This window comes from Pseudomonas sp. PSB11 (genome assembly GCF_014596605.1).
Taxonomy (GTDB): domain Bacteria; phylum Pseudomonadota; class Gammaproteobacteria; order Pseudomonadales; family Pseudomonadaceae; genus Aquipseudomonas; species Aquipseudomonas umsongensis.
This window is the reverse complement of record NZ_NOIO01000002.1, coordinates 184,489-203,885: the sequence shown is the minus strand read 5'-3', so window position 1 is coordinate 203,885 and position 19,397 is coordinate 184,489. Positions and strand designations below refer to the sequence as shown.

The 19,397-nt window shown below is 59.1% G+C and carries 23 protein-coding genes and 1 tRNA gene; 19 read left to right on the top strand and 5 right to left on the bottom strand.

Going from position 1 to position 19,397, the window contains the following annotated elements:
* Position 1: 1 nt before the first annotated feature.
* The gene (locus CGA21_RS03985) at positions 2 to 292 is read right to left on the bottom strand and encodes a DUF1654 domain-containing protein (RefSeq protein ID WP_110753890.1); all 291 of its coding nucleotides are present in this window, start codon (positions 290 to 292) and stop codon (positions 2 to 4) included.
* A 134-nt stretch (positions 293 to 426) separates the two neighbouring features.
* A complete protein-coding gene (locus CGA21_RS03980; protein ID WP_110753888.1) occupies positions 427 to 1,515 on the bottom strand; it encodes an asparaginase in 1,089 nt (362 codons plus the stop codon).
* Between the two features lie 326 nt (positions 1,516 to 1,841).
* Here CGA21_RS03980 and CGA21_RS03975 point away from each other — a divergent pair, with 326 nt between their 5' ends.
* The 8 genes from CGA21_RS03975 (at position 1,842) to CGA21_RS03940 (ending at position 9,337) form a co-directional block, all read left to right on the top strand.
* The gene (locus CGA21_RS03975) at positions 1,842 to 2,273 is read left to right on the top strand and encodes a hypothetical protein (protein WP_188263683.1); all 432 of its coding nucleotides are present in this window, start codon (positions 1,842 to 1,844) and stop codon (positions 2,271 to 2,273) included.
* Positions 2,274 to 2,431: 158 nt separating this feature from the next.
* The gene (locus CGA21_RS03970) at positions 2,432 to 3,388 is read left to right on the top strand and encodes a sugar ABC transporter substrate-binding protein (protein ID WP_188263579.1); all 957 of its coding nucleotides are present in this window, start codon (positions 2,432 to 2,434) and stop codon (positions 3,386 to 3,388) included.
* A gap of 53 nt (positions 3,389 to 3,441) precedes the next feature.
* Complete coding sequence (locus CGA21_RS03965) at positions 3,442 to 4,995, top strand: sugar ABC transporter ATP-binding protein (RefSeq protein ID WP_188263578.1); 1,554 nt, start codon at positions 3,442 to 3,444, stop codon at positions 4,993 to 4,995.
* On the top strand, positions 4,992 to 5,969 hold the full coding sequence (locus CGA21_RS03960) for an ABC transporter permease (protein WP_110753879.1): 978 nt from the start codon (positions 4,992 to 4,994) through the stop codon (positions 5,967 to 5,969). The genes CGA21_RS03965 and CGA21_RS03960 overlap by 4 nt, the downstream gene beginning before the upstream one ends.
* A 3-nt stretch (positions 5,970 to 5,972) precedes the next feature.
* Positions 5,973 to 6,992, top strand: coding sequence for a LacI family DNA-binding transcriptional regulator (locus CGA21_RS03955; protein ID WP_188263577.1), 1,020 nt, complete (start codon positions 5,973 to 5,975; stop codon positions 6,990 to 6,992).
* A gap of 58 nt (positions 6,993 to 7,050) precedes the next feature.
* Positions 7,051 to 7,968, top strand: a complete 918-nt coding sequence (gene rbsK, locus CGA21_RS03950) for a ribokinase (protein ID WP_110753875.1) — start codon at positions 7,051 to 7,053, stop codon at positions 7,966 to 7,968.
* The gene (gene rbsD / locus CGA21_RS03945; protein ID WP_188263576.1) at positions 7,965 to 8,369 is read left to right on the top strand and encodes a D-ribose pyranase; all 405 of its coding nucleotides are present in this window, start codon (positions 7,965 to 7,967) and stop codon (positions 8,367 to 8,369) included. The genes rbsK and rbsD overlap by 4 nt, the downstream gene beginning before the upstream one ends.
* Positions 8,369 to 9,337: a nucleoside hydrolase gene (locus CGA21_RS03940; protein ID WP_188263575.1), complete on the top strand. Its 969-nt coding sequence runs from the start codon at positions 8,369 to 8,371 to the stop codon at positions 9,335 to 9,337. The genes rbsD and CGA21_RS03940 overlap by 1 nt, the downstream gene beginning before the upstream one ends.
* A 40-nt stretch (positions 9,338 to 9,377) precedes the next feature.
* Here CGA21_RS03940 and CGA21_RS03935 read toward each other — a convergent pair whose 3' ends face one another.
* On the bottom strand, positions 9,378 to 9,572 hold the full coding sequence (locus CGA21_RS03935; RefSeq protein ID WP_020799072.1) for a hypothetical protein: 195 nt from the start codon (positions 9,570 to 9,572) through the stop codon (positions 9,378 to 9,380).
* A gap of 134 nt (positions 9,573 to 9,706) precedes the next feature.
* On the opposite strand from CGA21_RS03935, the gene CGA21_RS03930 reads away from it, so the two are divergent.
* Positions 9,707 to 10,012, top strand: coding sequence for a hypothetical protein (locus tag CGA21_RS03930; protein WP_110753870.1), 306 nt, complete (start codon positions 9,707 to 9,709; stop codon positions 10,010 to 10,012).
* A gap of 166 nt (positions 10,013 to 10,178) precedes the next feature.
* Positions 10,179 to 10,496, top strand: coding sequence for an I78 family peptidase inhibitor (locus CGA21_RS03925; RefSeq protein ID WP_110753868.1), 318 nt, complete (start codon positions 10,179 to 10,181; stop codon positions 10,494 to 10,496).
* A 70-nt stretch (positions 10,497 to 10,566) separates the two neighbouring features.
* On the opposite strand, the gene CGA21_RS03920 is transcribed toward CGA21_RS03925, so the two are convergent.
* Positions 10,567 to 10,779 carry a cold-shock protein gene (locus tag CGA21_RS03920; protein ID WP_003179963.1) on the bottom strand — a complete coding sequence of 71 codons (213 nt, stop codon included), beginning with the start codon at positions 10,777 to 10,779 and terminating at the stop codon, positions 10,567 to 10,569.
* A gap of 292 nt (positions 10,780 to 11,071) precedes the next feature.
* A complete protein-coding gene (locus CGA21_RS03915; protein WP_020799069.1) occupies positions 11,072 to 11,374 on the bottom strand; it encodes a hypothetical protein in 303 nt (100 codons plus the stop codon).
* Positions 11,375 to 11,748: 374 nt separating this feature from the next.
* Here CGA21_RS03915 and thrS point away from each other — a divergent pair, with 374 nt between their 5' ends.
* From thrS to CGA21_RS03870, 9 genes are all read left to right on the top strand, one after another.
* Complete coding sequence (thrS, locus tag CGA21_RS03910) at positions 11,749 to 13,671, top strand: threonine--tRNA ligase (RefSeq protein ID WP_008066670.1); 1,923 nt, start codon at positions 11,749 to 11,751, stop codon at positions 13,669 to 13,671.
* Positions 13,671 to 14,222: a translation initiation factor IF-3 gene (gene infC, locus CGA21_RS03905; RefSeq protein ID WP_172435703.1), complete on the top strand. Its 552-nt coding sequence runs from the start codon at positions 13,671 to 13,673 to the stop codon at positions 14,220 to 14,222. The genes thrS and infC overlap by 1 nt, the downstream gene beginning before the upstream one ends.
* A gap of 60 nt (positions 14,223 to 14,282) precedes the next feature.
* The gene (gene rpmI / locus CGA21_RS03900; protein WP_002553160.1) at positions 14,283 to 14,477 is read left to right on the top strand and encodes a 50S ribosomal protein L35; all 195 of its coding nucleotides are present in this window, start codon (positions 14,283 to 14,285) and stop codon (positions 14,475 to 14,477) included.
* Positions 14,478 to 14,505: 28 nt separating this feature from the next.
* Positions 14,506 to 14,862: a 50S ribosomal protein L20 gene (gene rplT, locus CGA21_RS03895; protein ID WP_007905879.1), complete on the top strand. Its 357-nt coding sequence runs from the start codon at positions 14,506 to 14,508 to the stop codon at positions 14,860 to 14,862.
* Positions 14,863 to 14,971: 109 nt separating this feature from the next.
* Positions 14,972 to 15,988: a phenylalanine--tRNA ligase subunit alpha gene (pheS, locus tag CGA21_RS03890; protein ID WP_020799067.1), complete on the top strand. Its 1,017-nt coding sequence runs from the start codon at positions 14,972 to 14,974 to the stop codon at positions 15,986 to 15,988.
* Positions 15,989 to 16,014: 26 nt separating this feature from the next.
* A complete protein-coding gene (pheT, locus tag CGA21_RS03885; RefSeq protein ID WP_188263574.1) occupies positions 16,015 to 18,396 on the top strand; it encodes a phenylalanine--tRNA ligase subunit beta in 2,382 nt (793 codons plus the stop codon).
* 3 nt (positions 18,397 to 18,399) lie between these two features.
* Entirely contained in the window at positions 18,400 to 18,702 is a 303-nt protein-coding gene (gene ihfA / locus CGA21_RS03880) for an integration host factor subunit alpha (protein WP_002553164.1), read from the top strand.
* The gene (locus CGA21_RS03875) at positions 18,683 to 19,039 is read left to right on the top strand and encodes a MerR family transcriptional regulator (RefSeq protein WP_003179985.1); all 357 of its coding nucleotides are present in this window, start codon (positions 18,683 to 18,685) and stop codon (positions 19,037 to 19,039) included. Before ihfA ends, CGA21_RS03875 begins: the two co-directional genes overlap by 20 nt.
* A gap of 89 nt (positions 19,040 to 19,128) precedes the next feature.
* Positions 19,129 to 19,205, top strand: a tRNA-Pro gene (locus CGA21_RS03870).
* The last annotated feature ends 192 nt before the right edge of the window (positions 19,206 to 19,397 follow it).

Here is a 19,397-nt window from a genome sequence, read left to right as displayed (position 1 = left end):
CTCAGTCTTCCTTCGGCACTACCCAGAAAATCTGCACACCACCATCGTCGCGGTAGGCGAGGGTGACGTTGTCGTTCTCGTCGATTTCTTCGAGCAGGCGTTCCCATTCATCCACGGGCTCGTCTGGAAGGCGGAAGATCAGGGCTGCCCTGGCTTTTTGAGCGGTTGGGCCGTTGATGATTTTCTGAACGCGCAGGCCCATGCGCACATAGGTGTCTGGTGAGGCGGAGGTGGTGTCCACAGGATTATCCTTATTAAGCTGTACGTGCATACAGTATTTAACTGTAGGCATTTTCGCAACTGCTTAAAATTCAAGAGAATCCTCTGACAGTGGTTTTTACCGATTGGTGTAGGAACAAACGAGTTTTTTTGTCAGGCGGGAGTGACGAGAGATGCCCGACCGGAGTCGGTCGGGCGAGGGGCGAATCAATATTCCCAGAACATCCGCTGCAGCTCTTTGCTGTCATTGGTCTTGGTCAGCGCGACCATCGCCAGGATCCGGGCTTTCTGCGGGTTCAGGTCATGCGCCACCACCCAGTCATATTTGTCGTCAGGCTGTTCGGCGTTACGCAGGACAAAACCACCGGCATTGACGTGGGAAGAGCGGATGATCTGCACGCCATCCTTGCGCAGGGCTTGCAAGGCTGGAACGACCCGGGAAGAGACCGAGCCATTGCCGGTGCCGGCATGGATGATGGCCTTGGCACCCGACTGGGCCAGTGCCTTGTAGGCGGTGTCGCTTACGTTGCCGTAGGAGTAGGCGATTTCGACGTCAGGCAAGCTCTGGATGTTCTTGATGTCGAATTCCGAGTCCATGGTGTGGCGCTTGGACGGGAGGCGGAACCAGTAGGATTTGCCTTCGACCACCATACCGAGAGGGCCCCAGGCGCTTTTAAACGCTTCGGTCTTGATGTTGATCATTTTGCTGACATCGCGACCCGACTGGATTTCGTCGTTCATGGTCACCAGCACGCCTTTGCCACGCGCGTCCTTGCTGCTGGCCACGGCGACGGCGTTGTACAGGTTCAGCATGCCGTCGGCGGACATTGCGGTACCCGGGCGCATGGAGCCCACGACAATGATGGGCTTGTCGGTTTTTTCCACCAGGTTGAGGAAATAGGCAGTTTCTTCCAGGGTGTCGGTGCCGTGGGTGATCACGATGCCATCGACGTCCTTGCTGTCCGCCAGTTCGGCAACACGACGGCCCAGTTGCAACAGGTTGTCGTTGGTGATGCTTTCGGAGGCGATCTGCATGACCTGTTCGCCGCGGACATTGGCCAGTTCGCTGAGCTGCGGTACCGCGGCAATCAATTGTTCGATGCCGACTTTCGCCGCTTGATAGGTGGCGCTGTTGGCGGCGCTGGCGCCTGCACCGGCGATGGTGCCGCCGGTCGCCAGGACCACGACATTCGCCAGTTTCTGTTGAGTTTCGACTTCTTTTGCCTGAAGGGCGGCGGGCAGGAGCAGCAAGAGGGCCAAGGTGCCCGGAATAAGGTTTTTCAAAGCAGATGTCATTATTTTTCTCTCTTGTAGTGACGGTGCTGATGCAGGTTCATCTAGATGCGCCCCAAATGGATCTGAAGCCGTGGGGTGCAGGAGAAAAAGCACGACCCGTACCAGTTACAACCGGAATCAGAAAAAAATCGTAACACGTTGATTTGTTTATAAATTTAAACAAGTGGTTGAGCGGCGATCTTCCTGTGTTGTCCGGCTTTCCGACTGTTCGTGGATTTTTCATTCGGCTTTCCGAAAAGGATTACGGCTCCCATTTAAATATCGGCGTTAAAGAAACCGGCTGGCAGGTCGATGCTTCAGTGAAGAATCATCTACAAGGAGTTCACATGTCGTTGACGGTCGGTTTGCCACATTCAGCGGTTGTTAATATCGGCGGGAAATCAGCGGCTGCCGCAGATACCTTGAGTGACGCGGCATCGGTGCAGCAGCCCGGTGAGCCCGTGCAGGATGAAAAGCCTGTCCGAATGGAGCAGGGCGCGCAGGCGGGTGAAAACGCCGAAGGCACCGGCAGCCAGCAAAGCGTTGCTGCGCAATTGCTGCTCAAGCGCATGCAGGAACTGCAAGAGCAACTGCGTGAGCAACAGCAGCAACTGGCGGCTGCCCAGGCCGCGTCTTTTCAGTCTGAAGAGGCCAAGGCCGTGGCCGTGATGGCGCTCCAGTCACAGATTGCCGATACGTTGTCGGCATTGATGCAGGTGGCCGCCAGCCTGGCAAAAGAGTTGACCGGTTCCGGCAGTATTGTCAGCACTACGGCGTGACCAGGTGTGCTGGTAGCTATATGCAACCTGCGGACGAGGTATGACGGTCGTTGACAAATTCCGGCAAGCTTCGCATAGTCAGGGTTCGCAAACGTTTGCGACATCTCTATATGCCGCCCCGACGTTGCTCACAATAATCATAAGATCGGAGTGAACCCATGAAGCTGCCATTCGCTGGACGTCTTCTTGCTGTCGCAATACTGGCTGGCGCAACCGCCGCGCTGCCTGTTTCTTCGGCGTTCGCACAGGCGCCTGAAAAGCCAAAAGTCGCGCTGGTGATGAAGTCCCTGGCCAACGAATTCTTCCTGACCATGGAAGACGGCGCCAAGGCGTATCAGAAAGATCACTCCGATGAGTTCGAGCTCATCTCCAACGGCATCAAGGACGAAACGGACACGGCCAACCAGATCCGCATCGTCGAGCAAATGATTGTGTCGAGGGTCAATGCGCTGGTGATCGCGCCGGCTGATTCCAAGGCCATGGTGCCGGTGATCAAAAAAGCCGTCGACGCCGGCATTACCGTGATCAACATCGACAACCAGCTCGACCCGGCCGTGGTCAAGAGCAAGAACATCAGTGTGCCGTTCGTAGGCCCGGATAACCGCAAAGGCGCGCGCCTGGTGGGTGAGTACCTGGCCAAAAAGCTCAAGGCCGGTGACGAAGTCGGCATCATCGAGGGGGTGTCCACCACCACCAATGCCCAAGCCCGTACCGCAGGCTTCAAGGATGCGATGGAGGCGGCGCAGATCAAGGTCGTGTCCGTGCAATCGGGCGACTGGGAAATCAACAAGGGCAACCAGGTGGCGTCCTCGATGCTCAGCGAATACCCGAACATCAAGGCCCTGCTCGCCGGCAACGACAGCATGGCGGTGGGCGTGGTGTCTGCCGTGCGTGCCGCGGGCAAGGCTGGACAGGTCCTGGTAGTCGGTTACGACAACATCAATGCCATCAAGCCGATGCTCAAGGATGGCCGCGTCCTGGCCACCGCGGATCAGTTTGCCGCCAAGCAGGCGGTGTTCGGCATCGAGACCGCGTTGAAGATCATCAAGGGCGAGAAAGTCGACAGCGGCGCCAACGGCGTGATCGAAACTCCGGTAGAGCTGGTTACACAGTAAATTTCCGGCGACGCAATGACGCTCGCCATCCCGGCGAGCGCCTGGAGAGCCTTATGTCTGTTAGCGCCCCGCACGCTGTCCTCTCGGTCAGCGACATTGGCAAGACTTACGCGCAGCCGGTCCTGGCCGGCATCAACCTCACGCTCATGCGCGGTGAGGTGCTCGCGCTGACCGGCGAGAACGGCGCCGGCAAAAGTACGTTGTCGAAGATTATCGGCGGGCTGGTCACGCCGACTACTGGCCAGATGCAGTTTCAGGGGCGCGATTACCGCCCGGGCAGTCGCACCCAGGCCGAAGAGCTGGGGATCCGCATGGTCATGCAGGAGCTCAATCTGTTGCCGACCCTGTCGGTGGCGGAAAACCTGTTCCTGCACAAACTGCCCAGCACTGCTGGCTGGATCAATCGCAAGCAACTGCGCCTGGCTGCGATCGAGGCCATGGCTCAGGTCGGGCTCGATGCGATCGACCCGGACACCCTGGTGGGCGAGCTGGGCATCGGTCATCAACAGATGGTCGAGATCGCGCGCAACCTGATCGGTGATTGCCACGTGCTGATCCTCGATGAGCCGACCGCGATGCTCACCGCCCGTGAAGTCGAAATGCTCTTCGAACAGATTACGCACCTGCAGGCCCGGGGCGTGTCGATCATCTATATCTCCCACCGCCTCGAAGAGCTTGCGCGGGTGGCCCAGCGCATTGCGGTCCTGCGTGACGGTCACCTGGTGTGTGTCGAGCCGATGGCCAACTACAACAGTGAGCAACTGGTCACGCTGATGGTCGGGCGCGAACTGGGTGAACATATCGACATGGGGCTGCGGGACATCGGCGCCACGGCCTTGACGGTCAAGGGGCTGACCCGCGCCGACAAAGTACGTGACGTGTCCTTCGAGGTGCGGGCTGGTGAGATCTTCGGCATTTCCGGATTGATCGGGGCAGGGCGCACCGAATTGCTGCGATTGATCTTCGGGGCCGACACCGCGGACAGCGGCACGGTGGCGCTCGGTTCTCCCGCAAAGGTGGTGAGTATCCGTTCGCCGGTGGACGCGGTTGGGCATGGCATCGCCTTGATCACCGAAGACCGCAAGGGCGAGGGCCTGCTGCTGACGCAATCGATCGGCGCGAACATTGCGCTGGGTAACATGCCGGTTATTTCCAGCGGTGGCCTGGTCAATCCTGACGCCGAAGCGGGGCTGGCCCAGCGGCAGATCGACGCCATGCGTATCCGCAGTTCCGGGCCGGCGCAGTTGGTGTCCGAGTTGTCCGGTGGTAACCAGCAGAAGGTAGTCATCGGTCGCTGGCTGGAGCGTGATTGCTCGGTGCTGCTGTTTGACGAGCCGACCCGGGGCATCGATGTCGGCGCCAAGTTCGACATTTACGCGCTGCTCGGTGAATTGACCCGCCAGGGCAAGGCCTTGGTGGTGGTGTCCAGTGACCTGCGCGAACTGATGTTGATCTGCGACCGCATCGGCGTGCTCTCGGCGGGGCGTCTGATCGACACCTTCGAGCGCGACAGCTGGACCCAGGATGATTTGCTTGCCGCCGCGTTCGCCGGCTACCAGAAACGTGATGCGCTGCTTAACGAAGCGGCGCCTAGGGATCTTCAATGAAAACCGTAACTACGGCCGGCCCACGCAGCGGCAATTTCTATGGGCTGGGCACTTACCTGGGGCTGGCCGGTGCCTTGCTGGCCATGGTGGTGCTGTTCTCGCTCCTGAGCAGCCATTTCCTCTCCTACAACACCTTCAGCACCCTGGCCAACCAGATTCCGGACTTGATGGTCCTGGCGGTCGGGATGACCTTCGTGCTGATCATCGGCGGCATCGACCTGTCGGTGGGGTCGGTGCTGGCGCTGGCCGCGTCGACGGTCAGCGTGGCGATTCTCGGTTGGGGCTGGAGCGTGCTGCCGGCGGCGTTGCTCGGCATGGCGGCTGCCGCGTTGGCGGGGACCGTCACCGGTTCGATCACCGTGGCCTGGCGCATTCCTTCGTTCATCGTGTCCCTGGGTGTGCTGGAGATGGCCCGGGGCGTGGCGTACCAGATGACCGGTTCGCGCACGGCCTATATCGGCGACGCCTTTGCCTGGCTGTCCAATCCGATCGCCTTCGGGATTTCGCCCTCGTTCATCATCGCCTTGCTGATCATTTTCATCGCCCAGGCCGTGTTGACCCGTACCGTGTTCGGGCGCTACCTGATCGGCATCGGCACCAACGAAGAAGCGGTGCGCCTGGCGGGGATCAACCCCAAGCCCTACAAGATCCTGGTGTTCAGCCTGATGGGGTTGCTGGCCGGTATTGCCGCGCTGTTCCAGATTTCTCGACTGGAAGCGGCGGACCCCAATGCCGGTTCCGGGCTGGAGCTGCAAGTGATCGCCGCCGTGGTGATTGGCGGCACCAGTCTGATGGGCGGGCGCGGCTCGGTCATCAGCACCTTCTTCGGCGTGCTGATCATTTCGGTATTGGCGGCTGGCCTGGCGCAGATCGGCGCCACCGAGCCGACCAAACGCATCATCACTGGCGCCGTGATCGTGGTGGCGGTAGTGCTGGATACTTATCGCAGTCAGCGCGCAAGCCGGCGGACCTGAGTCATGGCAACGATCAAGGATGTAGCAGCACTGGCGGGGATTTCCTACACCACGGTTTCCCATGTGGTGAACAAGACCCGGCCGGTGAGTGAAGAAGTACGGGTCAAGGTCGAGGCCGCAATCAAGACCCTCGACTATGTGCCCAGCGCCGTCGCCCGGTCTCTCAAGGCCAAGACCACGGCAACCATCGGCCTGCTGGTGCCCAACAGCCTCAACCCGTATTTCGCCGAGCTGGCGCGGGGTATCGAGGACTACTGCGAGAGAAATGGCTACTGTGTGATCCTGTGTAATTCGGACGACAACCCGGACAAGCAGCGCAGTTACCTGCGGGTATTGCTGGAGAAGCGCATCGACGGCCTGATCGTCGCTTCGGCCGGTGGTGATGGTGGGTTGGCCCAAGGCCTGGCGGCCGTACGCACGCCGATGGTGATCGTTGACCGAGGACTCGAAGGCGTCGACGCGGACCTTGTGCGCATCGATCACGAGTACGGCGCCTACCTGGCCACGCGGCATCTGCTGGAGTTGGGGCATCGGGATATCGCCACCATCAGCGGCCCTGCAACCACCAGTGTGGCGCAGATGCGCTTGGCCGGCTTTTGCCGGGCCCTTGAAGAGGCGGGTATCCGTCTTGCGCGCGGGCGCATGCTCGAAAGCGATTTCACCAGCACTGGTGGCTACAGCGCCGCCGCTGTGCTTCTGGAAAACAATCCGCCCAGTGCGATTTTCGCCGCCAACGACATGATCGGTATCGGCGTGCTGCGTGCCGCCGCCGAGCGCAATATCCGCGTACCGACGGACCTTTCCGTCATCGGCTTCGACGATATCCAGATGAGCCGCTATGTCTATCCGGCACTGACCACCGTGGGCCAGTCGATCCTGCAATTGGGCGAAATGGCGGCCGGGGTGCTGCTGCGCCGGATTGCCAAGCCGGACCTGGCAACCGAACAACGCATCGTGACCCCGAGCATCGTCTTGCGCGAATCGACCGCGCCGTTGGCCGGGGTGTTCGCACAGTATCGTTAAATGAAAAGCATCGCTAAATCCCGAGCAGCGCTGAAACAGTCTTGATGAGTAGTAATGTATGTCCGCAAAAGTAGTGGTAGTCGGCAGCTTGAACATGGACCTGGTGACCCGGGCGTCGCGCTTGCCCCGTGGTGGAGAAACACTGATCGGCCAGTCCTTTGCGACGGTCTGTGGCGGCAAGGGTGCGAACCAGGCCGTGGCGGCAGCGCGCCTCGGCGCGCAGGTGTCGATGGTGGGCTGCGTGGGCAGCGATGCCTACGGCCAGGTGTTGCGCCAGGCATTGTTGGACGAGGGCATCGATTGTCGGGCGGTCAGCGCCGTGGAAGGTACCAGTGGCGTGGCCTTGATCGTGGTCGACGACAACAGCCAGAACGCCATCGTGATTGTCGCCGGGGCCAACGGCGCACTGACGCCAGCGGTGCTCGGCTGTTTCGATGCGGCGCTGCAGGAGGCGGATGTGATCATCTGTCAGCTGGAAATACCGGACGCAACGGTTGGCCATGCGCTCAAGCGCGGTCGTGAGCTGGGCAAGACCGTTATCCTCAACCCTGCGCCGGCCAGTCGACCGCTGCCGCCGCAGTGGTATGCGTCCATCGACTACCTGATTCCCAACGAGAGTGAAGCGGCAGCGCTCAGCGGCTTGCCGGTGGACTCTCTGCAAACGGCGCAGATCGCGGCTACTCGACTGATTGAAATGGGCGCCGGCAAGGTCATCATCACCCTCGGCGCCCAAGGGTCGTTGTTTGCCGATGGCAAAGGCTTCGAACATTTCCCGGCGCCGAGCGTGAAGGCGCTCGACACCACGGCGGCCGGCGATACCTTCGTTGGTGGCTTCGCCGCGGCGTTGGTGGCCGGGATGAGCGAAGCGCAAGCGATACGTTTCGGCCAGGTCGGCGCCGCATTGTCGGTCACCCGGGCTGGCGCGCAACCCTCGATTCCCACCCTGGCCGATGTGCAGGCGTTTAAAACACCATGAAAAAGACTCCTCTACTCAATGTCGCGCTGTCGCGGCTTATCGCTTCCCTGGGCCATGGCGACAAGGTGGTGATCGGCGATGCGGGTCTGCCCGTACCGCCAGGCGTCGAACTGATCGACCTGGCCTTGACCCAGGGCGTTCCGGATTTCGTCACTACCCTGAAAGTCGTGCTCAGCGAAATGCAGGTCGAAAGCCATGTGCTGGCGAAAGAAATCCTCGAGAAACGGCCGTCGGTACTGGCGACCCTGGACGCGCTGGAAGTCGAAGGTGCATTGGGGCGGCGCGAACTGCTCAGCCATGAGCGATTCAAGGCTCTCAGTCAACAGGCGCGGGCGATTGTGCGCACCGGCGAATGCCAGCCTTATTGCAATATCGTGCTGGTGGCCGGGGTAACGTTCTGATGAGTAACACCACCGGCGCCCAGTCGGCACAACCGATCGACTTGATTATCGATACCGATCCCGGTGCCGACGACGTGATTGCCTTGCTGTTTGCCCTGGCGTCGCCGCAAGAACTGAACGTGCGCGCATTGACCACCGTCGCCGGCAACGTACGCCTGGACAAAACCTCGCGCAATGCACGGCTCGCCCTCGAGTGGGCCGGGTGTGAACACGTGCCGGTGTATGCCGGGGCATCGAAGCCGCTGGTGCGCAAGCCTGTCTATGCCGAGCACGTCCACGGCGAGGAAGGTTTGCCGGGTGTTGTGGTCCATGAGCCGAAGAGGGGGCTGGCCGAGGGTAGTGCGATCGACTTCCTCATCGACACGTTACTGGCCGCCACGCCCCATAGCACGACCATCGCCATGCTGGGGCCGCAGACCAACCTCGCCCTGGCGCTGCTGCGCGAGCCGCAGATTGTCCAGGGCATCAAGCAGGTGGTGGTCATGGGCGGTGCGCATTTCAACGGCGGTAACATCTCGCCGGTGGCCGAATTCAACCTGTTCGCCGATCCACACGCGGCCGAGGTGGTGCTCAAGAGTGGCGCAGACCTGGTCTACCTGCCGCTGGACGTGACCCACAAGATTCTTACCAGTGACGCGCGCCTCGAGCAGATAGCGGCGTTGAACAACAAGGCCGGCAAGCTGGTGGGCGATATCCTGCAAGCGTGTATTGGTGGTGACATGGAGCGCTATGGCATTCCCGGTGGCCCGGTGCATGACGCCACGGTTATCGCCTACCTGCTCAAGCCGGCGCTGTTCAGTGGCCGTTCGGTCAACGTGGTGGCCGACAGCCGCGAAGGTCCGACGTTTGGCCAGACCATCGTCGACTGGTATGACAGTCTCAACGCGCCGAAGAACGCCTTCTGGGTTGACAGCGGTGACGCCCAAGGCTTCTTCGATTTGTTGATCGAGCGCCTGGCGCGTCTGTAGGGGCGAGTACCAGGCTGCCTTCACGCCCAGAGGCTTTCTCTCACTGCGAATGCCCGGTGCGCGAGTGTTTTTCGAAGATCTGGTCGATAAAAGAGCGTGCCGCTTCGGTGCCCAGATCCTTGACCAGCAGGTCGATGCCAATGATGGCCAGCTCTTCCGGGCTACCGGGGCTGTAGGAAATATGGCCGTCTGGCCATTTGATCTTGATGTCGGCTTCGATGCTCACGGTGGTCATGGACAGGGCTCGGGAGTCAGGGAGAATGGTGAGTGCCGAGTTAATCACTTTGCGATGCTTTTGGCACTGCGACTTAGGCATGTGCGCAGGGCTATGCGACACTTGGTCTTTGATGGCTATTCCAGGATTGTGCTGTGCAGATCGATTTGAACACTCCCGATGGCTTGACCCTTGACGCGGTGCGCCAAATGTTGGCAGCAGCCAGCGACGATGAGCACACGCAATTGCGCGTGACCAAGGGCGGCATCGCCTATATTTCTTCGGGTGTCGTGGGTGGCAGCGATATCGACGGCTTGCTGTTTCGCCTGGAAACCTGGGCGAAAGGGTCTGGCTATGTCGGACGGGTGGCGGCCAGTGACGAAGTCTGGGTCATGCAAATCTACAATGCGTTGAAGGATAACTGGCCAAAACCGGCCTTTGACTACATTGACGTTTATTGAATGCCGTTCATATTCAGTCACGATTGAATGATGAAGGGCAGGGCGTTACTCAGGCAAACTTGCCGTTTGTCCGTTGTGAAGGACGGGGGTGCCTGGCTCCCCGTGAAACCAAACGCCGAAATGGCGGTCGCAAGAATTCAGCTAAATCATCGAATAAGGAGGCGTCATGCCTTGGAAGCTCGCGTCATTGGGTACTGTGCTGGCTGCTGCCATGCTGGCCGGTTGCAGCACGGGAACCACCGAGCCGACTGACCCGGCCACTACCACTGAGTCCGGTCATAGCCGTTGCGAGGCCAAGGCGGCCGAATTCGCCATCGGCAAGCAAGCGTCGCCCCAGCTGCTCGAGCAGGCGCGCACCCGTGCAGGCGCGCAGAACGCGCGATTCCTGCAGCCAAACGACATGGTGACGCTCGAGTATCGTTCTGACCGCCTGAATCTCAACACCGATGCCAATCGGGTCGTCACCCGCGTCAACTGCGGCTGATCGAACAACCTTTATAGCGCCCACAAAAAACCCCGTCACATGGACGGGGTTTTTTTAGTGCGCCTGGAAATTACTCTGGGCGAACTTGAGCAGCTTGCATACCCTTTTGGCCTTTCTCAGCCACGAAGGAAACAGTCTGGCCTTCTTTCAGGCTTTTGAAACCGTCGCTTTCGATAGCTTTGAAGTGTACGAACAGGTCGTCACCGCCACCTTGAGGAGTGATGAAGCCGAAGCCTTTTTCATCGTTGAACCATTTAACGGTGCCGGTTTGGCGATTAGACATGGTGTATCTCCAAGAAACATATATTTTCAGTAGTACTGTGCTGCTCAGGCCAACTGGGCACACCCGAGTATCATAGTCGAAATGTTCGCTTTGGGAGCCCCCCGCAGCGGTTGTTTGCCCTGCAGTCGCACATTCTTTGTTCGCTGATTGGGCTGAAAGCCCCGTATTTAAAGGCTTTTAGCCCAAAGTAAAGGTAAGAAAAAAACCTGTAAAACCTGCACAATTTGTAGGAAAAAGCGTTTTCCCGAGGGTTTTCACCGGCTGAAAACGCTTTTACAGCACGTTTTCAGGCTTATTTTTTCGCCGCAGGGGCGGCCTTGCACTTGGCTATCTTGCCCAAGGCCTCTTGTTTCAGAGTGTCGCTGGCCTGGTTGTCCATCAGTGCCTGCAGGTCCTTGGCCGGGTACGACTTGATAGCGTCGGCGCCGCAGGCGCAGTGGGATTTTGCCGCTGCGGCGCCGATCTGTGGCGTGGCGGCCTGGGTGCACTGGGCCATGTACTTCTCGCGCTCACCCTTCGGCCAGTCGGCGTGGGCGGCCAGCGGAAGCAGCAGGACGATGGGTGCGACTACAGCGAATAAGCGATTCAGACGCATGCCGGGATGCTCCTTATGGGGGAATGTCTTGTTATCTGAGGGGTAAAACGCGGTTCAAGTTCAGCACTCTGGCACAAAAACCGCAGTTTCGCCTCGACGCAAGGCCTCGACGCCGCCATGACCGTTCATCTGTGCTAGCATGCCTCGCTCGGGCGTTCGCAGGCGCCGGTCGACCTTCAGTCCCGGCCGCGGCAGATGTCCGAATAACCCTGATTTGAATCCCAGTCACTCTGGTTCGATTTTCCGGTTGGCCGCAAGGCTCCTGCCGCTGTAAGGCAGGCGTTCGTCATTGAATGGCCTGGATCGGATCTTGTACTGGCTCATCCCAACCCACGTGACCTTTGGTAGGGGTCACCACTAGGAGAGGAGGCGCCATGCCAACTATTACTCTTCCCGACGGCAGTCAACGTTCATTCGATCACCCGGTTTCCGTAGCCGAGGTCGCCGCATCCATTGGTGCCGGCCTGGCCAAGGCCACGGTAGCGGGCAAGGTCGATGGCAAGCTGGTCGACGCCAGCGACATCATCAGCAGCGACGCCACGCTGCAAATCATCACGCCAAAGGATGAAGAGGGGCTGGAGATCATTCGCCACTCTTGCGCCCACCTGGTCGGTCATGCGGTCAAGCAACTGTACCCGACGGCCAAGATGGTCATTGGTCCGGTTATCGACGAAGGCTTCTATTACGACATCGCCTTCGAGCGTCCTTTCACCCCGGACGACCTGGCCGCCATCGAACAGCGCATGCAGCAGCTGATCGAAAAAGATTACGACGTGATCAAGAAAGTCACTCCGCGCGCCGAAGTGATCGAAGTGTTCAAGGCCCGCGGCGAGGACTACAAGCTGCGCCTGGTCGAGGACATGCCGAACGAGCAGGCCATGGGCCTGTACTATCACGAAGAATACGTCGACATGTGCCGCGGTCCGCACGTGCCGAACACGCGTTTCCTGAAATCGTTCAAGCTGACCAAGCTGTCCGGCGCCTACTGGCGTGGCGATGCCAAGAACGAGCAATTGCAGCGCGTCTACGGCACCGCGTGGGCCGACAAGAAGCAGCTGGCAGCCTACATCCAGCGCATCGAAGAAGCTGAAAAGCGCGATCACCGCAAGATCGGCAAGCGCCTGGGCCTGTTCCACACCCAGGAAGAGTCGCCGGGCATGGTGTTCTGGCACCCGAACGGCTGGACCCTGTACCAGGTGCTCGAGCAGTACATGCGCAAGGTGCAGCGCGACAACGGCTACCTGGAGATCAAGACGCCCCAGGTCGTTGACCGCAGCCTGTGGGAGAAATCCGGGCACTGGGCCAACTACGCCGACAACATGTTCACCACCCAGTCGGAAAACCGCGACTACGCCATCAAGCCGATGAACTGCCCTTGCCACGTGCAAGTGTTCAACCAGGGCCTGAAAAGCTACCGCGAGCTGCCGATGCGCCTGGCCGAGTTCGGTGCCTGCCACCGTAACGAGCCATCGGGTGCGCTGCACGGCATCATGCGCGTGCGCGCATTCACCCAGGACGACGCCCACATCTTCTGCACCGAAGAGCAGATGCAGGCTGAATCCGCTGCGTTCATCAAGCTGACCATGGACGTCTACGCCGATTTCGGCTTTAAAGATGTCGAGATGAAGCTGTCCACTCGTCCGGAAAAACGCGTGGGTTCCGACGAACTGTGGGATCGCGCCGAAGCGGCCTTGGCTGCAGCCCTTGATAGTGCTGGCCTGCCGTATGATCTGCAGCCGGGTGAGGGAGCGTTCTACGGTCCGAAGATCGAATTCTCGCTAAAAGATTGCCTTGGCCGTGTCTGGCAGTGTGGTACTCTGCAGCTCGATTTTAACCTGCCTGTGCGTCTGGGTGCCGAATTCGTCTCCGAAGACAACAGCCGCAAGCATCCGGTGATGTTGCATCGGGCGATCCTGGGCTCCTTCGAACGTTTCGTTGGAATCCTGATCGAGCACTACGAGGGTGCATTCCCTGCGTGGCTAGCTCCGACCCAGGCAGTGATCATGAATATCACTGATAAGCAGGCAGATTTTGCTGCTGAAGTGGAAAAAACTCTCAACGAAAGCGGGTTTCGTGCCAAGTCTGACTTGAGAAATGAAAAGATCGGCTTTAAAATCCGCGAGCATACCTTGCTCAAGGTTCCCTATCTCTTGGTTATCGGAGATCGGGAAGTCGAGATGCAGACTGTCGCTGTGCGTACTCGTGAAGGTGCTGACCTGGGCTCTATGCCCGTCGCCCAGTTCGCTGAGTTCCTCGCGCAAGCGGTTTCCCGGCGTGGTCGCCAAGATTCGGAGTAATTATTATTAAGCGTGAAATGAGACAAGATAAACGAACTGCACCGAAAGCCCCGATCAACGAGAATATCTCGGCACGCGAGGTTCGGTTAATTGGGGCTGAAGGTGAACAGCTCGGGATTGTGTCAATTGAAGACGCGCTTCTTAAGGCTGAAGAGGCCAAGCTGGATCTGGTGGAGATTTCCGCCGATGCAGTACCACCTGTTTGCAAACTGATGGACTACGGCAAATCGATCTTCGAGAAGAAGAAGCAGATTGCTGCGGCCAAGAAAAACCAGAAGCAGATCCAGGTTAAAGAAATCAAGTTTCGTCCAGGGACGGAGGAAGGGGATTACCAGGTAAAACTGCGCAACCTGGTACGTTTCCTGAGTGATGGGGACAGGGCCAAGGTATCCTTGCGATTCCGCGGCCGTGAGATGGCCCACCAGGAGCTGGGGATGGAACTGCTCAAGCGAGTTGAAGGTGACTTGCTGGAGTACGGTTCGGTCGAACAGCATCCTAAGATGGAAGGACGCCAGCTGATCATGGTCATCGCCCCGAAAAAGAAGAAGTAATCAACAGGGCACGGCAGGCCTTCTGATTATGTTTATCAACTGAATGCGGAGTATCCGAACATGCCAAAAATGAAGACCAAAAGTGGTGCTGCTAAGCGGTTTCTGAAAACTGCTAACGGTATCAAGCACAAGCACGCTTTCAAGAGCCACATCCTGACCAAAATGTCGACCAAGCGTAAGCGTCAACTGCGCGGTAGCAGCTTGCTGCATCCGTCTGACGTGGCAAAAGTCGAGCGCATGCTGCGCCTTCGTTAATTTTAGTCAAGAATAGAGGAAGTAACTCATGGCTCGTGTAAAGCGTGGCGTCATTGCCCGTAAGCGTCACAAAAAAATTCTGAAACTTGCTAAAGGCTACTACGGCGCACGCTCCCGCGTATTCCGTGTTGCCAAGCAAGCGGTAATCAAGGCAGGCCAATACGCCTACCGTGACCGTCGTCAGAAAAAACGTCAGTTCCGCGCTCTGTGGATCGCTCGTATCAACGCTGGTGCTCGTATCAACGGTCTGTCCTACAGCCGTTTCATCGCCGGCCTGAAAAAAGCGTCCATCGAGATCGACCGTAAGGTTCTGGCTGATCTGGCAGTGAACGAAAAAGCGGCGTTTGCTGCGATTGTCGAGAAAGCTAAAGCCACCTTGGCTTAAGTACCCCCGACAGTCACCGGGCCTCACCTCTGTGGGGCCAGGTGTTAAACGTCATAAATAGGGGAAGAGCCTTCAAGCTCTTCCCCTATTTTGTATCTGGAGTCTGTACATGGAAAACCTGGATGCGCTCGTCTCTCAAGCACTAGAGGCTGTGCAAAGCGCTGAAGATATCAATGCCCTGGAGCAAATCCGGGTTCACTACCTTGGCAAGAAGGGCGAGTTGACTCAGGTGATGAAGACCCTGGGGAATTTGCCGGCAGAAGAGCGTCCGCAAGTCGGCGCCCTGATCAACGTTGCCAAGGAGCGTGTCACAGAGGTCCTCAATGCCCGCAAGGCACTGTTTGAAGAGGCCGACATGGCCGCCAAACTGTCTGCCGAGTCCATTGACGTGACCCTGCCTGGCCGTGGCCAGGCCTCGGGTGGTCTGCATCCGGTTACTCGCACTCTGGAACGTATCGAACAGTTCTTCACCCATATCGGCTACGGCATTGCCGAGGGCCCTGAGGTCGAAGACGACTACCACAACTTCGAAGCGCTCAACATCCCTGGCCATCACCCGGCCCGGTCGATGCATGACACCTTCTATTTCAATGCCAACATGTTGCTGCGCACCCATACCTCCCCGGTACAGGTCCGCACCATGGAGTCGAAACAGCCACCGATCCGCATCGTCTGCCCAGGCCGTGTGTACCGTAGCGACTCGGATATCACCCACTCGCCGATGTTCCACCAGGTCGAAGGCCTGCTGGTCGATCGCGACATCAATTTCGCCGACCTCAAAGGCACCATCGAAGAATTCCTGCGGGTGTTCTTCGAGAAAGAACTGGCCGTGCGTTTCCGTCCTTCCTACTTCCCGTTCACCGAGCCGTCGGCCGAAGTCGACATGGAATGCGTGATGTGCAGCGGCAAAGGCTGCCGCGTCTGCAAGCAGACCGGCTGGCTGGAAGTGATGGGCTGCGGCATGGTTCACCCGAACGTGCTGCGCATGTCCGGGATCGACCCGGAAGAGTTTTCGGGCTTCGCCTTCGGCATGGGCGTCGAGCGTCTGGCCATGCTGCGTTACGGCGTGAACGACTTGCGTCTGTTCTTCGACAACGACTTGCGGTTCCTCGCGCAATTTCGCTAGTCGTAACGAATTCTTAGGAGAGCAGGATGAAATTCAGTGAACAATGGCTGCGTGGCTGGGTAAGCCCGCAGGTAAGTCGCGACGAGCTGGTTGCCCGTCTGTCGATGGCCGGTCTTGAAGTCGATAGCGTGACGCCGGCCGCCGGCGAATTCACCGGTGTGATCGTTGGCGAGGTGCTGAGCACCGAGCAGCACCCGGACGCCGACAAGCTGCGCGTTTGTCAGGTCAGCAATGGCTCGGAGACCTTCCAGGTGGTTTGCGGCGCGCCAAACGTGCGCCCGGGCCTGAAGATCCCGTTCGCCACCCTCGGTGCCGAACTGCCAGGCGACTTCAAGATCAAGAAAGCCAAGCTGCGTGGCGTCGAATCCAACGGCATGCTGTGCTCCCAAGCCGAGCTGCAAGTGGGCGAGGGCAACGACGGCCTGATGGAACTGCCGGCCGATGCGCCGGTAGGCCAGGACATTCGCGAGTACCTGGGCCTGGACGACGCCAGCATCGAAGTCGACCTGACGCCGAACCGTGGTGACTGCCTGTCCCTGGCCGGCCTGGCCCGCGAGGTCGGCGCGCTGTATGCCACGCCGGTCACTCGTCCGGTAGTCGCCACTGTCGCGGCTGTGCACGATGAAGTGCGTTCGGTGGAAGTGCTGGCCCCTGCCGCCTGCCCGCGTTACCTGGGTCGCGTGATCCGTAACGTCGACCTGTCCAAGGCAACTCCGCTGTGGATGGTCGAGCGCCTGCGCCGTGCCGACGTGCGCAGCATCGACGCCGCCGTCGATATCACCAACTACGTGATGCTGGAGCTGGGTCAACCGCTGCACGCCTTCGATCTCGCCGAAATCAATGGCGGCATCCGCGTGCGCATGGCCGAGGAAGGCGAGAAACTGGTTCTGCTCGACGGCCAGGAAGTCAGCCTGCGTAGCGATACGCTGGTGATCGCCGACCATACCCGTGCCCTGGCAATCGCCGGCGTCATGGGCGGCGAGCACAGTGGCGTGAACACCGCGACCACTCGCGATATCTTCCTGGAAAGCGCGTTCTTCGATCAGATCGCTGTCGCTGGCAAGGCCCGTTCCTATGGCCTGCACACCGACGCATCGCACCGCTACGAGCGCGGTGTGGACTGGCAACTGGCCCGTGAAGCCATGGAGCGCGCCACTGGCCTGCTGCTGGAAATCACCGGTGGCGAAGCCGGCCCGATCATCGAGACGGTCAGCGAACAGCACCTGCCGAAGATTGCCCCGGTCACCCTGCGTGCCCAGCGCATCACCCAGATGCTGGGCATGGAAATGGATGCGGCCGAAGTCGAGCGTCTGCTCAACGCCTTGGGCCTGACCGTTACTGCCGAGGGGGCAGGGCAGTGGCGCGTAGAAGTGCCAAGCCATCGTTTCGATATCAGCCTGGAAGTCGACCTGATCGAAGAACTGGCTCGCCTGTACGGCTACAACCGCCTGCCGGTTCGTTACCCGCAAGCGCGCCTGGCACCGCAAGCCAAGGCCGAAGCCCGTAGTGACCTGCCTGAGCTGCGCCGTCTGCTGGTCGCCCGTGGTTACCAGGAAGCGATCACCTACAGCTTCATCGATCCGAAACAGTTCGAGCTGTTCAATCCAGGTGTCGAGCCGCTGCTGCTGGCCAACCCGATCTCGAACGACATGGCCGCCATGCGCTCGTCCTTGTGGCCAGGCCTGGTCAAGGCGCTGTCGCACAACCTGAACCGCCAGCAGGATCGCGTTCGTCTGTTCGAAAGCGGCCTGCGTTTCGTCGGCCAGCTCGAAGGGCTCAAGCAAGAGCCGATGCTCGCCGGCGTCGTGTGCGGCAGCCGTCTGCCGGAAGGTTGGGCGCAGGGTCGCGATACGGTCGACTTCTTCGACGTCAAGGCTGACGTGGAAGCGGTGTTGGGCTTTGCCGGTGCTCTGGATGCCTTCAGTTTCGTGCCGGGCAAACACCCTGCGTTGCACCCGGGTCAAACCGCGCGCATCGAGCGTGAAGGTCGCCTGGTCGGTTTTGTTGGCGCCATCCACCCAGAGCTGTCGAAAACCTTGGGCCTGGATCGTCCGGTCTTCGTTTTCGAGCTGGTCCTGGCGGAAGTGGCCTCGGGCAAAATGCCTAAATTCCAAGAGTTGTCGCGCTTTCCTGAAGTGCGTCGTGACCTTGCACTGATTGCGCACAAAGACGTCGCTGCCGCGGCAGTACTCGACGTAATCCGTGAAAATGCAGGCGAATGGCTGACAGACCTCAGGCTATTTGACGTGTATCAGGGTAAAGGCATTGATCCTGATAGAAAAAGCCTCGCAGTTGGCTTGACCTGGCAGCATCCATCGCGCACTCTTAATGACGATGAGGTGAGTTCTACGACGCAAAACATCCTCACCTCGCTCGAACAAAGGTTGGACGCCACGTTAAGGAAGTGACGTATGGGGGCTTTGACGAAAGCTGAGATGGCGGAACGTCTGTATGAAGAGCTGGGCCTGAACAAGCGGGAAGCCAAGGAATTGGTAGAGCTGTTTTTCGAGGAAATCAGGCACGCTCTTGAAGACAACGAGCAGGTCAAATTGTCCGGTTTCGGCAATTTCGACCTTCGGGACAAACGCCAGCGGCCTGGCCGCAACCCGAAAACGGGGGAAGAAATCCCGATCACGGCTCGCCGTGTGGTCACCTTTCGTCCAGGGCAGAAGTTGAAGGCCCGAGTTGAGGCTTATGCTGGAACCAAGTCATAACGACGAACTTCCCGTCATCCCAGGCAAACGCTACTTCACCATTGGTGAAGTCAGCGAGCTGTGTGCGGTAAAACCACACGTGCTGCGCTACTGGGAGCAGGAGTTTCCTCAACTCAACCCCGTCAAACGCCGCGGAAACCGCCGGTATTATCAGCGCCAGGACGTGCTGATGATCCGGCAGATCCGCGCGCTGCTGTACGATCAGGGTTTCACCATCGGCGGGGCACGCTTGCGCCTGTCCGGCGATGAAGCCAAAGATGACACCACCCAGTACAAACAGATGATCCGGCAGATGATTGCCGAGCTCGAAGACGTGCTGGTTGTGCTCAAGAAATAAATTTATGCTTTTAAATACTTCCAGTTTTCAAAAGCTTGCGATATATTCTTGAGCGTTCCTCGAGATGAGGAACAGGTAACACGCCTAGTCGGGGCGTAGCGCAGTCCGGTAGCGCACTAGCATGGGGTGCTAGGGGTCGAGTGTTCGAATCACTCCGTCCCGACCATTTATTCTTTAAGAAATCCAGTCACTTAGCGGTGACTGGATTTTTTTATGGCTGATCGTTTTCTCACGGAGCTGATTTTCGCCCCGTCTTTTACCCCACAGGGTCAATTGCATCAACACGGTTCACCTCATGGCCAATGGCAGTAGATGACAAGACTGCACAGACAGATTGCGTCACTTCGTAACTCGCAGC

Excerpts from the sequence above, each read along its gene's own strand:
- rplT (WP_007905879.1), top strand. The coding sequence starts at position 14,506 with ATGGCTCGTGTAAAGCGTGGCGTCATTGCCCGTAAGCGTCACAAAAAA.
- CGA21_RS03970 (WP_188263579.1), top strand. The coding sequence starts at position 2,432 with ATGAAGCTGCCATTCGCTGGACGTCTTCTTGCTGTCGCAATACTGGCT.
- CGA21_RS03875 (WP_003179985.1), top strand. The coding sequence starts at position 18,683 with ATGCTGGAACCAAGTCATAACGACGAACTTCCCGTCATCCCAGGCAAA.
- pheS (WP_020799067.1), top strand. The coding sequence starts at position 14,972 with ATGGAAAACCTGGATGCGCTCGTCTCTCAAGCACTAGAGGCTGTGCAA.
- CGA21_RS03965 (WP_188263578.1), top strand. The coding sequence starts at position 3,442 with ATGTCTGTTAGCGCCCCGCACGCTGTCCTCTCGGTCAGCGACATTGGC.
- CGA21_RS03925 (WP_110753868.1), top strand. The coding sequence starts at position 10,179 with ATGCCTTGGAAGCTCGCGTCATTGGGTACTGTGCTGGCTGCTGCCATG.
- CGA21_RS03955 (WP_188263577.1), top strand. The coding sequence starts at position 5,973 with ATGGCAACGATCAAGGATGTAGCAGCACTGGCGGGGATTTCCTACACC.
- CGA21_RS03975 (WP_188263683.1), top strand. The coding sequence starts at position 1,842 with ATGTCGTTGACGGTCGGTTTGCCACATTCAGCGGTTGTTAATATCGGC.
- CGA21_RS03960 (WP_110753879.1), top strand. The coding sequence starts at position 4,992 with ATGAAAACCGTAACTACGGCCGGCCCACGCAGCGGCAATTTCTATGGG.
- ihfA (WP_002553164.1), top strand. The coding sequence starts at position 18,400 with ATGGGGGCTTTGACGAAAGCTGAGATGGCGGAACGTCTGTATGAAGAG.
- CGA21_RS03980 (WP_110753888.1), bottom strand. The coding sequence starts at position 1,515 with ATGACATCTGCTTTGAAAAACCTTATTCCGGGCACCTTGGCCCTCTTG.
- CGA21_RS03935 (WP_020799072.1), bottom strand. The coding sequence starts at position 9,572 with ATGACCACCGTGAGCATCGAAGCCGACATCAAGATCAAATGGCCAGAC.
- rpmI (WP_002553160.1), top strand. The coding sequence starts at position 14,283 with ATGCCAAAAATGAAGACCAAAAGTGGTGCTGCTAAGCGGTTTCTGAAA.
- CGA21_RS03985 (WP_110753890.1), bottom strand. The coding sequence starts at position 292 with ATGCCTACAGTTAAATACTGTATGCACGTACAGCTTAATAAGGATAAT.
- CGA21_RS03915 (WP_020799069.1), bottom strand. The coding sequence starts at position 11,374 with ATGCGTCTGAATCGCTTATTCGCTGTAGTCGCACCCATCGTCCTGCTG.
- CGA21_RS03920 (WP_003179963.1), bottom strand. The coding sequence starts at position 10,779 with ATGTCTAATCGCCAAACCGGCACCGTTAAATGGTTCAACGATGAAAAA.
- rbsD (WP_188263576.1), top strand. The coding sequence starts at position 7,965 with ATGAAAAAGACTCCTCTACTCAATGTCGCGCTGTCGCGGCTTATCGCT.
- CGA21_RS03940 (WP_188263575.1), top strand. The coding sequence starts at position 8,369 with ATGAGTAACACCACCGGCGCCCAGTCGGCACAACCGATCGACTTGATT.
- thrS (WP_008066670.1), top strand. The coding sequence starts at position 11,749 with ATGCCAACTATTACTCTTCCCGACGGCAGTCAACGTTCATTCGATCAC.
- pheT (WP_188263574.1), top strand. The coding sequence starts at position 16,015 with ATGAAATTCAGTGAACAATGGCTGCGTGGCTGGGTAAGCCCGCAGGTA.
- rbsK (WP_110753875.1), top strand. The coding sequence starts at position 7,051 with ATGTCCGCAAAAGTAGTGGTAGTCGGCAGCTTGAACATGGACCTGGTG.